The 13,454-nt window shown below is 69.2% G+C and carries 12 protein-coding genes and 1 pseudogene; 6 read left to right on the top strand and 7 right to left on the bottom strand.

What is annotated here, in order from left to right:
- Positions 1–125 precede the first annotated feature (125 nt).
- Together ACV22Z_RS15475 and ACV22Z_RS15470 are read left to right on the top strand one after the other, a co-directional pair.
- Positions 126–1,406, top strand: a complete 1,281-nt coding sequence (locus tag ACV22Z_RS15475) for an amino acid deaminase (protein ID WP_448077170.1) — start codon at positions 126–128, stop codon at positions 1,404–1,406.
- Between the two features lie 221 nt (positions 1,407–1,627).
- Positions 1,628–2,209, top strand: a complete 582-nt coding sequence (locus ACV22Z_RS15470; protein WP_448077169.1) for a DJ-1/PfpI family protein — start codon at positions 1,628–1,630, stop codon at positions 2,207–2,209.
- 176 nt (positions 2,210–2,385) lie between these two features.
- Here the strand turns inward: ACV22Z_RS15470 and ACV22Z_RS15465 are convergent, their stop codons facing one another.
- Entirely contained in the window at positions 2,386–2,832 is a 447-nt protein-coding gene (locus ACV22Z_RS15465; protein WP_448077168.1) for a MarR family winged helix-turn-helix transcriptional regulator, read from the bottom strand.
- Between the two features lie 25 nt (positions 2,833–2,857).
- A complete protein-coding gene (locus ACV22Z_RS15460; RefSeq protein ID WP_448077167.1) occupies positions 2,858–4,453 on the bottom strand; it encodes an MDR family MFS transporter in 1,596 nt (531 codons plus the stop codon).
- A gap of 107 nt (positions 4,454–4,560) precedes the next feature.
- Here ACV22Z_RS15460 and ACV22Z_RS15455 point away from each other — a divergent pair, with 107 nt between their 5' ends.
- Positions 4,561–5,430: an EcsC family protein gene (locus ACV22Z_RS15455; protein WP_448077166.1), complete on the top strand. Its 870-nt coding sequence runs from the start codon at positions 4,561–4,563 to the stop codon at positions 5,428–5,430.
- A 20-nt stretch (positions 5,431–5,450) separates the two neighbouring features.
- On the opposite strand, the pseudogene ACV22Z_RS15450 reads toward ACV22Z_RS15455, so the two are convergent.
- The 5 genes and pseudogenes from ACV22Z_RS15450 to ACV22Z_RS15430 form a co-directional block, all read right to left on the bottom strand.
- A pseudogene (locus tag ACV22Z_RS15450) lies at positions 5,451–5,579 on the bottom strand (alpha/beta hydrolase); the annotation flags it as partial.
- An 83-nt stretch (positions 5,580–5,662) separates the two neighbouring features.
- Positions 5,663–6,097 carry a CHRD domain-containing protein gene (locus tag ACV22Z_RS15445; RefSeq protein WP_448077165.1) on the bottom strand — a complete coding sequence of 145 codons (435 nt, stop codon included), beginning with the start codon at positions 6,095–6,097 and terminating at the stop codon, positions 5,663–5,665.
- 346 nt (positions 6,098–6,443) lie between these two features.
- On the bottom strand, positions 6,444–7,217 hold the full coding sequence (locus ACV22Z_RS15440) for a class II aldolase/adducin family protein (protein ID WP_448077164.1): 774 nt from the start codon (positions 7,215–7,217) through the stop codon (positions 6,444–6,446).
- 329 nt (positions 7,218–7,546) lie between these two features.
- Positions 7,547–9,175 (bottom strand): phospholipase D family protein, encoded by a 1,629-nt coding sequence (locus tag ACV22Z_RS15435; RefSeq protein ID WP_448077163.1) that lies wholly within the window; start codon positions 9,173–9,175, stop codon positions 7,547–7,549.
- Positions 9,176–9,452: 277 nt separating this feature from the next.
- The gene (locus tag ACV22Z_RS15430) at positions 9,453–10,166 is read right to left on the bottom strand and encodes a FadR/GntR family transcriptional regulator (RefSeq protein WP_448077162.1); all 714 of its coding nucleotides are present in this window, start codon (positions 10,164–10,166) and stop codon (positions 9,453–9,455) included.
- Positions 10,167–10,374: 208 nt separating this feature from the next.
- Between ACV22Z_RS15430 and ACV22Z_RS15425 the strand changes: the two genes are divergently transcribed.
- Genes ACV22Z_RS15425 through ACV22Z_RS15415 form a run of 3 tightly spaced genes read left to right on the top strand, consistent with a single transcriptional unit; the run spans position 10,375 to position 13,441 of the window.
- Positions 10,375–11,184 (top strand): (Fe-S)-binding protein, encoded by an 810-nt coding sequence (locus tag ACV22Z_RS15425; protein WP_448077161.1) that lies wholly within the window; start codon positions 10,375–10,377, stop codon positions 11,182–11,184.
- A complete protein-coding gene (locus ACV22Z_RS15420; protein WP_448077160.1) occupies positions 11,181–11,999 on the top strand; it encodes a LutC/YkgG family protein in 819 nt (272 codons plus the stop codon). The genes ACV22Z_RS15425 and ACV22Z_RS15420 overlap by 4 nt, the downstream gene beginning before the upstream one ends.
- The gene (locus ACV22Z_RS15415) at positions 11,996–13,441 is read left to right on the top strand and encodes a LutB/LldF family L-lactate oxidation iron-sulfur protein (protein WP_448077159.1); all 1,446 of its coding nucleotides are present in this window, start codon (positions 11,996–11,998) and stop codon (positions 13,439–13,441) included. The genes ACV22Z_RS15420 and ACV22Z_RS15415 overlap by 4 nt, the downstream gene beginning before the upstream one ends.
- The last annotated feature ends 13 nt before the right edge of the window (positions 13,442–13,454 follow it).

Raw genomic sequence — 13,454 nt, 5'->3', positions numbered from 1 at the left:
CGCAGGTTGCAGCACGCGTTGCGGCGCACCATGTTACTAAATAACATTACCGTGCCGATGCTACTTTCTGTACCATCTGCATGTCAACTTCGGTGCAATACATATCCAGGATGGAGCGGGATGACATGAAAGTTACAAACTATCAGGATGCAACGATCGATCCGTTCGGCAAGGGCCTCGGCAATCTGCCGAGCGCGAGCGTGCCGCTCGCGGACGCGGGCCGCCTCGAGTGGAACCTGCTCGCGGAAGACGTCAGCCTGCCGGCCGCGGTGCTGTACGAGGATCGCATCGAGCACAACCTGAAATGGATGCAGGCGTTCGTCCAGCAGTACGGCGTCAAGTTCGCGCCGCACGGCAAGACGACGATGGCGCCGCAGCTGTTCCGCCGCCAGCTCGACGCCGGCGCGTGGGGCATCACGCTCGCGACCGCGCACCAGACGCAGGCTGCGTATCACGGCGGCGTGCGGCGCGTGCTGCTCGCAAACCAGCTGGTCGGCCGTCACAACATGTCGATCATCGCGGCACTGCTCGCGGATCCTGAATTCGAATTCTTCTGCCTCGTCGATTCCGTCGAGGGCATCGACCAGCTCGGCCGCTTCTTCGGCGACGCAAAGAAGCCGCTCAACGTGCTGCTCGAGCTCGGCGTACCGGGCGGCCGCGCCGGCGTGCGCGACGACGCGCAGCGCGAAGCGGTGCTCGCCGCGCTCGCGCGCTACCCGGACACGCTGAAGCTCGCCGGGATCGAACTGTACGAAGGCGTGCTGAAGGAAGAAGGCGAGATCCGCGCGTTCCTGCAGCACGCGGTCGCACTGACGCGCGAACTCGCTGCCGCCGGGCGCTTCGCGCGCACGCCGGCGATCCTGTCGGGCGCGGGGTCGGCATGGTACGACGTGGTGGCGGAGGAGTTCGCGAAGGCGTCCGATGCGGGCTTCGCGGAGGTGGTGCTGCGTCCGGGCTGCTACCTGACGCACGACGTCGGCATCTACAAGAAGGCGCAGACGGACGTGTTCGCGCGCAACCCGATCGCGCGCAAGATGGGCGAAGGCCTGCTGCCCGCGCTGCAGCTGTGGGCGTACGTGCAGTCGATTCCGGAGCCGGACCGCGCGATCGTCGCGCTCGGCAAGCGCGACTCGGCGTTCGACGCGGGCCTGCCGGAGCCGGCCCGCCATTTCCGCCCGGGCCGCGACACCGCGCCGCGCGACGTCGCCGCCAGCGAAGGCTGGGCGATCACCGGCCTGATGGACCAGCACGCGTACCTGCAGATCCCGCCCGGCGCGGACCTGAAGGTCGGCGACATGGTCGCGTTCGACATCTCGCACCCGTGCCTGACGTTCGACAAGTGGCGCCAGCTGCTCGTCCTCGATCCGCAGTTCCGCGTGAAGGAAGTGATCGAGACGTTCTTCTGACCTGAGGCGGCCGCCCGACGCCCGGCGCTCGCTCACGCCGGCAACGGGCGCACCGGCCGCACAGCGACCACGAAACGGCCGTCCCGCAACGGGGCGGCCGCCGTCACACCGGCGTCGATTCGTCGGAGTACACTGCGCTTTCGTCCTGACCCACCCTTCAACTTTGCATCGGACCCGCGCATGCGCTGAAGCGCCGACTCGGGTCGACACGGGAGAAAGCCATGGCCGCGAAGAAGATCCTGTTCCTGACCGGCGATTTCGCCGAAGACTACGAAACGATGGTGCCGTTCCAGGCACTTCAGGCCGTCGGCCATCACGTCGACGCGGTCTGCCCCGGCAAACGGGCGGGCGACAAGATCAAGACCGCGATCCACGACTTCGAGGGCGACCAGACCTACACCGAGAAACCGGGCCACCAGTTCACGCTGAATGCGGCGTTCGACGACGTCGACGCGGCGCGCTACGACGCGCTCGCGATCGCGGGCGGCCGCGCACCCGAATACCTGCGTCTCGATCCGAAGGTGATCGCGCTCGTGCGCGCGTTCGCGGCAGCGGGCAAGCCGATCGCGGCAATCTGCCATGCGGCGCAGCTGCTCGTGGCCGCCGACGTGATTCGCGGCAAGCGCATCTCGGCCTATCCGGCCTGCGCGCCCGAAGTGAAGCTCGCGGGCGGCGAATATGCGGACATTCCGGTCGACGCGGCCGTCACCGACGCGCCGTTCGTCACCGCACCCGCGTGGCCCGCGCATCCGGCGTGGCTCGCGCAGTTCCTCGCGTTGCTCGGCACGCGCATCGAGCTGTAACGCGCATCGATGACGGTGGCGGGCCCGGGCGGCCCGCTTGCCGGGCGCGGAGGGTGAAGCCGGTGCAAGCAGCGGGCGCGACGATCGAAGCCTGACCGGCAACCGGCGATGCTTGACAACCCGATGTTCGAAGCCTGACCGGCAACCGGCGGTGCTTGACGACCCGCCCGGCCCGCTCAGGGCGCCGTCGGCTGCGTGCCGACTTCGGCGATCCGCGCCTCCAGCATCGCGAGCGCGCCCGACAGTGCGTTCAGCACGTCGTCCGGCAGCTGCGCCATCGTCTGGTCGAGAAACACCTTGCGGCGCGGCAGGCACGCGTCGAACGCCGCGTGGCCGGCGGCGGTCAGCGTCACGTTGGTCACGCGATTGTCGCGCGCGTCGGATGCGCGCTCGATCCAGCCGAGCGCGTCGAGCGCCTTGAGCTGGCGCGTGAGCGCGCCCGGATCGATCCGCAGCACTTCGACGAGCCGCTTCTGCGACGAGTGGCCATCCATCGAGCGAAGTGCGACCATGATGCGCCAGCGCGGCATCGGCTGGCCGACCTGCGCTTCGAACGCGGTCATGAACGCGCGATACGTGCGTCCGAATTGCTGCAAGATCGCGACGCGGTCCTGTTCTTCCATGCGCTGAATCTGTTCCTTCGATCGGTCAATCTGCCGCGACATGCGGTTCAAGCTTGCGCCGCAGCGCGATCGGCGGCACGCGGCGGCATTGCCACACCGACACCACGGCCACCACGGCCGCCACCGCGACGCCCAGGTGAATCGCGCTGACGAGCGATTCGCGGGCCGCCTCCAGCAGCAGCGCGCCATTATGCCCGGCGCGCGTGAGCTCCGCGACGAGTCCGCCTTGCGCCGCGCGGTCGATCAGGATCTGCGGATCGGCGAGCTGCGCATGCCATTGCAGCGCATGATCGGCCGCGAGCGCGTCGCGCACGCCGCCCGCGTACATCTGGTTGACGAGCGTGCCCGTCAGCGCGGTGCCGACCATCCCGCCGACCATCCGCAGCGACTGCAGCAGCGCGGTCGCGATGCCGAGATGCTCGCGCCCGGCGGTCTGCTGCGCGAACACCGTCAGGTTCGGCAGCACGAAGCCGAGGCCGACGCCGCCTGCGACCATCAGCGCCATGAGCATCCAGCGGGGCGTCGTGTGCGTCGACACCACGACGCCGACGCACGTGATCGCGAACAGCGCGAAGCCGACGTGCAGCATCGCGTTCGGGTTGCGGATGCGGGTGACGACGCGGCCGTTCATGATGCTGCCGATCGTGATGAACACGACGAGCGGCGTGATCACGAGCCCGGCTTCCTTCGGCGACATGCCGAACCCGCCCTGGAACAGCAGCGGCGCGTAGAACAGCAGCGAGAACATCGAGAAGCCGGCGAGGATCGCGAGCACGAACAGCGCGGACAGCGCGCGGTTGCCGAACATGTCGAACGGGAGGATCGGCTGCGCGCAGCGCTTCTCCCAGCGCCACAGCCCGATGCCGGCGGCGAGCGCGATCACGAGCAGCAGCGACGGCCAGCCGGCGATCCCGTGTTTCGGCAGCCATTCGACGAACAGCTGCAGCGCGCCGAGCGACAGCGCGATCAGGAGCGCGCCCGGCCAGTCGAGCCGCATCTTCTCCTTGTGCTCGACTTGCCGCAGGTGCGGCAGGTAGCGCCACACGAACAGCAGCGACAGCAGGCCGATCGGCAGGTTCACGTAGAACACCGAGCGCCAGCCGAACGACTGCGTCAGCACGCCGCCGAGCGACGGCCCGATCGCGTTCGCGATGCCGAACGCCGAGCTCATCAGCACCTGCCAGCGCAGCCGTACGACGGAATCGGGGAACAGGTCCGGAATGCACGCGAATGCGGTGCCGACCAGCATTCCGCCGCCGATGCCCTGCAGGCCGCGCGCGAGCACGAGGTACAGCATGTCGTTGGCCATTCCGCACAGCACCGACGCGCCGGTGAACAGCACGATCGACGCAATCACGAACGGCTTGCGCCCGTAATAGTCGCCGAGTCGCCCGAAGATCGGCACGGTGATCACCGAGCTCAGCAGGTAGGACGTCGCGACCCACGCATACAGGTCGAAACCTTTCAGTTCGGCGACGATGGTCGGCAGCGCGGTGCCGACGACGGTCTGGTCGAGCGCGACGAGCATCGTCACGAACGAGATGCCGATCATCGCGAGCAGCGATTCACGGAACGGCAGGACTTGCCCGCTCGAATGGTGGGCGGCGGTATGGATGGCCATTTTTTGTTGGCGCAACTTTTGACGTGTCAAACAATCTCAAAATTCTATCACGGGTGCGGTAACCTAGCTGGCGGCCGGCATTTCGGCCGAGGCTGCGAGGGAGAACGATGGAACCGATTTCAACCGGCGTTGCGACGACGCTCTCGGAAGACGACCGGGATGCGCTGCGGCGCGCGAAGCAGGTGCTGGAAAGCCCGTCGCTGACGCTGAAGCTGACGAGCCTGCTCGGTGCGCCGGTCGAGAAGATGATCGGCAGGCTGCCGGATTTCGCGACCGGCAAGATCAACGACGCGACCCAGCTCGCGCTGCGCAAGTGCCTGAACCTCGCGCTGCGCACGCTCGGCAAGCCGCCGGCCGCGGATGCCGACGCGCACGGGCACGGGCACGAGCACCAGCACGACAAGCCGAGCAACCTGCTGCACAAGCTCGCGGTCGCGACGACGGGCGCCGCGGGCGGCGCGTTCGGCTTCGTCGCGCTGCCGGTCGAATTGCCGGTGACGACGACGCTGATCTTCCGCTCGGTGTGCGACATCGCACGCAGCGAGGGCGAGGACCTGACCTCCGTCGACACGCAACTGCAATGCCTCGCCGTGCTCGGAATGGGCGGCAACCCGGACAAGCAGGAAGAGGAAGCCGATCTCGGCTACTTCGTGCTGCGCGGCGCGCTCGCGCAGGCGATCTCGAAGGCGTCGTCGGACATCACGACGAAGGGGATCGCCGCGCACAGCTCGGCCGCCGTGTTCAGGCTCGTGCAGACCGTCGCGTCGCGCTTTTCGGTGCAGGTGACCGAGCAGATGGCGGCCAAGTCGATCCCGGCGATCGGCGCGGTGCTCGGCGCGACCGTCAACACGCTGTTCATCGATCACTTCCAGCAGATGGCGCACGGCCACTTCACCGTGCGCCGGCTCGAGCGCAAGTACGGCGCCGCGGCCGTCGAGGCCGCCTATCAGGCGATCGACGCCTCGCCGGCGCGCTGAACGGCCCGCTCGACCGCCACGCGGCGCGGCGCCATCATCCGCAACTCGGTAAAGCGCCGCGCCCGCGCAGGATTGAGCACGGGACGCGTGGTCTCGGGGCGGTACCGCCAGCGCAGCAGCCAGCCGGCGAACTCGCTTTGCCGACTCATCGGACGCACGCCGGATCGCAGTGTGTCGACGGTACATGCGATCGCTCCCGTGCCGCTCGAACGGAGCCTCCGTATCAAACGGCTCAGCCGGCCGGCAGCACCTGCCCGCGGATCTCGCCGGACGGATGCTCCTTCGTGTGCAGGTTGAAGTACCACTTGCCGGCCATCAGGTCCGTCACCTGCGAATCGCTCAGCTCCTTCGAGCCCTTGATCGGGCTCGCGAGGCCGTCCTTCGGAATCGGCACCTGCACGCCGGCGTTCTGCCCGACGGGCGCCGGTCCGTGGAAATGCGCGGCGGTGGCCGGGCCGGTCAGGTTCTTGTAGGTGATCGACCATTGCAGCGTGTGACTCCCGGTGTCGTAGGTCGCATCGACGTTGCCCGAACCGTGGCTCGTGGTGGGCGGCACTTCGCTCGACGGCTGCAGGTTGGCGGACAGGCGTACCGTCTCGGCGGCGGCGCTGCCGGCGGCCAGCACGCCCGCGAGTAACGCGACCTGGAGGAAACGCAGCTTCGGCATGAGATCTCCTTTTACAACGTTGACAACGTTGACGACGTTGGACGCCCCCCCAGTTGGGGACGCATCGCCCATGTTAGTCGATCGCCGCCGATGGGGCAGCACGTTGGCCTTCCGGACCACGGCGAACGGCCGGTCGATCGGCATGCCCGGCGATGCACCGGCCGGTCGTTCATGCCAGCCTGACGCAACGAGGAATAGACCTTTGCAGCCGGACGCCTGAATCCGCGCGCGGCCTTTCGCTACACTTCGTCTCACAGTTGCTTGTTTCCTTCGTCCGAAGGAGTCTGCGAGTATTCACGCGGCCACCCGGCCGCGTTTTTTTTGCGTGGCGCGCGCGTCCGACGCGTCAGCTCCGGTAGCCGGGATCGATGCGGTCGACAATTCGCTGCAGCGCATCGAACGCATCCTGCCCTGCGCCATGCTTCGGATCGAAGTTCAGCGAATCGCGCACGGACGCCTCGAGCACCGGCGGCGCGATCGGCAGCGCGTCGCCGATCGCGTGCGTCGCGACCTGCACCTCGCATGCGCGATTGAGCAGCCACATCAGCGAGAACGTCCCGGCGAGCGTGCGGCCGATCGTGACGGGCCCGTGATTGCGCAGCAGCAGCACGGGGCGCCCGCCGGCGCTCGCGACGATGCGCCGGCCTTCGTCGAGATGCACGGTGATCCCCTCGAAGTCGTGATACGCGACCTTGCCGTACAGCTGCGCCGCATAGAAATTCGAGAACGACAGGCCGTCACGCGAACAGCACACGGCCATCGCGGGCGTCGTGTGCACGTGCATCACGCAGTGCGCATCGGGCAAGGCGGCATGAATCGCGCTGTGGAACGTGAAGCCGGCCGGATTGATCGGCCAGTCGGAATGTCCGATCACGTTGCCGTCGATGTCGATCTTGACGAGGTTCGACGCGCACACTTCGCTGTAGTGCAGGCCGAACGGATTGATCAGGAAATGCCCGTCGGCGTCCGGCACGCGCAGCGAGATGTGGTTGTAGATCAGCTCGGTCCAGCCGAGATGGTCGAAGATGCGGTACGCGGCCGCGAGCTGCACGCGTGCCTGCCACTCGGCCTCGGAAAAACGGGCAGGACGGGAAAACGGCTGGTTCGGTACATGATGCATGCGGGGCTCCGGTTGGGCGGGCGCGTGCGGGGCCGCGCCGCGGCGGCATCGCACGTCGTCTCCTGGCGCCGGCGGCCGTGCGCACCGGCGCATTGCGTAACGCCGCCGGGCGGGCCGCACGTCGCACGCGGCGGATCCGGCAGCACCATCACGATCCGACGATCGTTGTGCGCACAACCATATCACCATTCCGAGGCCGCAGGAATTGCGGCATCTGCCGATTCGTCCACGCAGCGGACAGGCGCGCGAGCCCGACGGCCGGGAAGCGGACCAACGTGCTGGCCGGCCGTTACCGCTCCGCCACGAGCGTCGAGACCGTGGACAGGCCCTTATAACTGGTCGCCGACCGGCATCAGCATGAGCACGCCGGTCAGCACGTTGCGCAGCAACCCTGCATGCGGATCGACGTGATAGGTGTGCGGCTCGCCGTCGTCGGTGCCGGTCCACACGAGTTCGGACGCGCCGGGCCCCGACGGTGCCGCGAGCTGCACGCGATAGCTTTCTTCCGGTTGCGTCACCCTTGCGAAGATCGTCGCGGCCTGCTGCGCGATCGCCGGGCTGTGGATCACGAGCGCGAGCTCGGTATTCAGGTGCGCGGAACGCGGATCGAGGTTCATCGAACCGATCACGAGGATCTTCCGGTCGATCACGTACGCCTTCGCATGCAGGCTCGCGCGCGAGCGCGAGCCGAACAGCCGCGGCCGCGGCCGGCCGGGCTGCGCCTTGAACTCGTAGAGCTCGACGCCGTGCTGCAGCAGCGGCACCCGGTACGGACCGTAGCCGGCCTGCACGGCCACCGCATCGGTCGCGGCCAGCGAGTTCGTCAGGATCGCGACGCGCACGCCGCGCGCGGTCGTGTCGCCTAGGATCTTCACGCCCGCGTCATGCGGCACGAAATACGGCGTGAACGCGAGAAATTCCTGCTGCGCGCCGCGTATCAGCTCGACGAGCCGCTGCATCGGCGGGCTCACGTAGCCATCGGTCGGCTGCGCGACCTTGTCCGGCGCGTCGGCCCTGAATTCGGCCGGCGCCCACACGAGCCCGAGCGCGTCGCGCGCGATCTGCTGCGCGAGCGGCGTCGCGTTCAGCGGCTTCGCGTTGTACGGCTCCGCGTTCTTGCGCCAGTGCGCGCGCAACTCGTCGCGCATCGCGTCGAGCTCCTTCGGATCGAACGTCTGATGGTTCAGCACGTGCAGCGGATAGCTGGCGCCGCTTGCCCAGTAGGTATCGAAGCTCGCGGAAATGTCGTGCGTGACGGGGCCGGCCGCGAGCACGTCGAGGTCGCGAAACTGCAGCGTCGGGCTTGCGCTGAAATACTCGTCGCCAAGATTGCGGCCGCCGACGATCGCGATCTGGTTGTCGGCGATCATCGCCTTGTTGTGCATCCGGCGCGTGAAGCTGCCGATCCGTGTAAAGAAATCGGTCGTGCGCTGCATCACGTCCTGCCGCGATGCGCCGAACGGATTGAACACGCGGATCTCGATGTTCGGGTGCGTGTTCAGCGCGGCCATCACGCGGTCGATGTCGCGGAAATTCAGGTCGTCGACCAGCATCCGCACGCGCACGCCGCGGTCGGCCGCGTACAGCGCGGCGGCGAGCAGCAGCTTGCCCGTCGTGTCTTCGGTCGCGACGTAGTACTGCATGTCGAGCGTCCTGGTCGCCGCGCGCGCGAGCGCGACGCGCATCTGCAGCGCCTCGGCGCCGTCCGCGAGCAGGCGGAAGCCCGAAGCGCCGGCGTGCGCGGCCTCCGGCGCCGCCAGCGCGTCGTGCAGTGGCGTCGCGGTGTCGGCTGGCAACGCATTCGAAACGGGGCGATCGAGCGTCGTGGCGGGGGGATGCGTCGCGCAGGCGGCGACGAGCATCAGCATCGCGCACACGGCGAGCGCGCGGGCGGCCGAGCGGCATGTGGCGCGCCACGACCGGGCGGCCGGCGCGCACCGGACGAAGGACGTGGGCACGGAGCTTCCTCGACAGGCGGATCAACGGGGCCGCACCCGCCGCGACACGCGGCTGACGGGCGGTTCCGGCCGATTCTAAGTGGCGTCGGATGACAGGGTCAATCGCGTGGCGGCCGTCGGGCGGGCCTGCCGACCGCCGCCCCGGGCGGCGCCAGCGCGACGCGTCGTGCCGATCGGGCGCGAGCGGCCGCCTGTCGTCCACGTGCCGGCGAGCCGGGCAAACCGCGCGCGGAAACGGCCGCCGCACACCACGTCGGCCACCGTGGTCCGACCAATCTCAGCCTGCGTCGCTGCGCTCGAAATGGCTGCGCACGTAGTCGATGTGCGTCTGCATCGCGGTGCGCGCCTCCTCGGGGCGGTGCGCGCAAATCGCGTCGCAGACGTTTCGGTGCTGCCGCAGCAACTGGTCCGCCGTGTCTTCATCGTGCTCGGTCATCCCCGCCGCGTTGATCGAGATGTGCTCGCGCAGCATGCCGAGCACGCTCGTATGCAGGTGCAGGAACATCGTGTTGTGCGACGCGAGCGCGATCGCCTCGTGCAGCTTCGAGTCGGTTGCGACCTCGACCGCCTTGTCGTCGTTCGCGTGCGCGGTTTCGAGTTCGCGCATCAGCGCGCGAATCCGGCGACGGTCGTTCGCGTCGGCGCGCAGCGCGGCGAAATAGGCGGTCGCGCCCTCCAGCACGCGGCGGAACTCGAGGATGTCGTCGCGCAGCGCCGGATGGTCGGCGACGAGCTGCCCCCACGGCGACGCGACGCCTGCGCGCAGCTGGTCCGTCACGTACACGCCCGCGCCGCGCCGGCTCTGCAGCAGCCCGCGCGCGACGAGCCGCTGCGTGGCCTCGCGAATCGTGTTGCGCGCGACGCCGTACTGCTGCGCAAGCACCCGCTCGGCCGGCAGGCGCGTGCCGGCCAGCCACGTGCCGTCGAGCAGCGCCGTCTCGATCTTGCGCATCACCACTTCGGTCCGGCCGCGGGCCGTCATCCCTGACATCGTCGGATCTCCAGAATGTCGGGCCGGTTCACGCTGACAGCGCGCGGCCCCGTGGCTTTGAAAACGCCTTTGCGGGGTTCGTCGTTATCAGCGTGCACAGGCTCCGGGTGCCGATTGGCCCAACCAATTTGAGCTGCGGCGCCGTCGCGGGAATTATGCAGCGAAATCGCCGTCCCGCGTGCCGGGCGTCGTCCCCCTGGAGCGAGACATGAACGAAAGGCAGTACCCTCCGGCCGCGCCCGCGGACGTCTACCTGTTCGCGACCTGCCTGGTCGACCTGTTCGTCCCCGACGCCGGACTCGACGCGGTGCGGCTCCTCGAGCGCGAGGGTCTGACCGTCCACTATCCGCGCGGCCAGAGCTGCTGCGGCCAGCCGGCGTACAGCAGCGGCAATCCCGACGAAGCGCGCCGCGTCGCGGCCGCGCAACTCGACCTGTTCGCCGCACCGTGGCCCGTGATCGTCCCGTCCGGGTCGTGCGCCGGGATGATGCGGCACCACTGGCCGGCGCTGTTCGCAGACGATCCCGTCAACGGCCCGAAGGCCCGCGCGATCGCCGAACGCGTGTACGAACTCGCCGAATTCCTCGTCCATGTGCTCCGCGTACGACTCGATGGCGTTGCTGCCTCCACCGCTTCCACACAGCCGGGCGAGCGCGTGGTCCTGCACACGTCGTGCGGCGCGCGCCGCGAAATGGGCACGCGCGCGCACGGCGTCGCGCTCGTCGATGCACTGCCCGGCGTGACCCGTATCGAACACGAACGCGAATCCGAATGCTGCGGCTTCGGCGGCACGTTCTCGCTGAAGCATCCCGACATCTCCGGCGCGATGGTGCGCGACAAGGTCGCGTCGGCCTGCGCGACCGGCTGCGACCGGCTCGTGTCGGCCGACTGCGGCTGCCTGCTGAACATCGGCCATGCGGCGGCGAAGGGCGGCGCGCCGCTGCCGGTCGAGCATCTGGCGAGCTTCCTGTGGCGCCGCACCGCCGGCGCCGCGTCGTTGCGCGGAGACGAACAATGAGCGCACGCGCCTCGATCCTCGCGCGGCTGCGCGCCGCCGCGCCGGCCGACGATGCAACGACGACACGCACGCGCAGTCCGCACCACGCCGCGGTGGCCGCCGCAGGATCCGCGACGCAAACGCCCGACACGTCCGACACGCACGGCAACCCGCCGGCCGGCGCCACGTCCGACCTGCACGCGCTCGACGCACGCATCGACAAGCACTACGCCGCGCGACGCGACGCGACTGCCGCCGACCCGCACACGCTCGCGCAGGCGATGCAGGCCGCGCTCGCCGCGTCGCACGCGGACGTCTGGTGCGCGGATGCCGCGTCGTGGCCCGCGCAACTCGCCGAGCGGCTCGCGGCGGCCGGCGTGCGCCGGCTGCTGCTCGATCCGGCCCGCGCCGAATCGGCGGCGCTCGCCCGCGCGCTGCCCGCCGCCGTCGCGACGGTGCCGTTCGACCGGCCGATCGACGCCTGGAAGGCCGAACTGTTCGACACGATCGACGCGGGCTTCACGGTCGCCCGTTCGGGCATCGCCGCGACCGGCACGCTCGTGCTCGCGCCCGACGCCGGCACGCCGCGCACCGTGTCGCTGGTACCGCCGCTGCACGTCGCGCTCGTCCACGCCCGCACGCTGCATGCGGATCTGCACGCGGCCGCGCACGCGGAGCGCTGGCACGCGGGCATGCCGACCAACCTCGTGCTGGTGTCGGGGCCGTCGAAGACTTCCGACATCCAGCAGACGCTCGCCTACGGCGCACACGGCCCGCGCCGCCTGTGGGTCGTGATCGTCACGGAATCCACCGACGCAGAAGGAACGCCGCAATGAGCGACCAGACCGTGCATTTCGTCGCCCCCCGCGACTTCAAGGCGCGTGCGCACGCGGCGCTCGACGATCCGAAGCTGCGCCGGAGCTTTCGCGGCGCGATGGACTTCCTGCAAGGCAAGCGTGCGGCCCAGTTCCCCGACGACACCGAGCTGCAGCAGCTGCGCGACCTCGGCGAAGCGGTGCGGCAGCACGCGCTCGCGCGGCTGCCCGCGCTGCTCGAGCAGCTCGAGGCGAAGCTGACCGAAGCCGGCGTGCACGTGCACTGGGCCGAAACCGCCGACGACGCGAACGCGATCGTGCTCGGCATCGCGCAAGCGAAGAAGGCGCGCCGCGTGATCAAGGGCAAGTCGATGGCGAGCGAGGAAATCGAGCTGAACCATTACCTCGCCGAACGCGGCGTCGACTGCATCGAATCCGACATGGGCGAATACATCGTCCAGCTCGCCGGCGAGAAGCCGTCGCACATCGTGATGCCGGCGATCCACAAGACGCGCGGCGACATCGCCGAACTGTTCGAGCGGCACATCCCGGGCGCGCAGTACACGGAAGACGTCGACGCGCTGATCCAGACGGGCCGGCGCGCGCTGCGCCAGGCGTTCGTCGACGCCGACATCGGCCTGTCGGGCGTGAACTTCGCGGCAGCCGACACGGGCACGCTGTGGCTCGTCGAGAATGAAGGCAACGGCCGCCTGTCGACGACGGTGCCCGACACGCACATCGCGATCATGGGCATCGAGAAGGTCGTCGCGAAGCTCGAGCACATCGTGCCGCTGTCGAGCCTGCTGACGCGCTCGGCCACCGGCCAGGCGATCACGACCTACTTCAACCTGATCTCGGGCCCGCGCCGCGACGGCGAGCGCGACGGCCCGCGCGACGTGCATCTCGTGCTGCTCGACAACGGCCGCACGCAGGCGTACGCGGACGAGCAACTGCGCGCGACGCTGCAATGCATCCGCTGCGGCGCGTGCATGAACCATTGCCCCGTCTACACGCGGATCGGCGGCCACGCGTACGGGACGACCTACCCGGGGCCGATCGGCAAGATCATCTCGCCGCACCTGCTCGGCCTCGACGCGACCGCCGACCTGCCGACCGCGTCGACGCTGTGCGGCGCATGCGGCGAAGTCTGTCCGGTGCGCATCCCGATCCCGCAGCTGCTGGTGCGGCTGCGCACCGAGGCGAACCGCAAGCCGGACGAGCCGGTCGCGCATCCGCTGCGCGGCCAGGGCGCGAACTACAACCGCGCGGAAGACCTCGTGTGGCGCTTCTGGTCCGGTGCGTTCGCGCACCCGCGCGCATACCGCGCGTTCCGCTGGGCCGCGACGCGCCTGCGTGCGCTCGCGCCCGCGAAGCAAATGGGCTGGACGCAGCACCGCACGCCGCTCGAACCGGCGCCGCGCAGCCTCGCCGACCTGCTGCGCGCACGCGGCCAGCCCGAATAGCCCACCCGCTTTC

This window comes from Burkholderia sp. PU8-34 (assembly GCF_053427725.1).
Note: the sequence above shows the minus strand (reverse complement) of the source record. Positions and strands in the feature narration are given on the sequence as shown.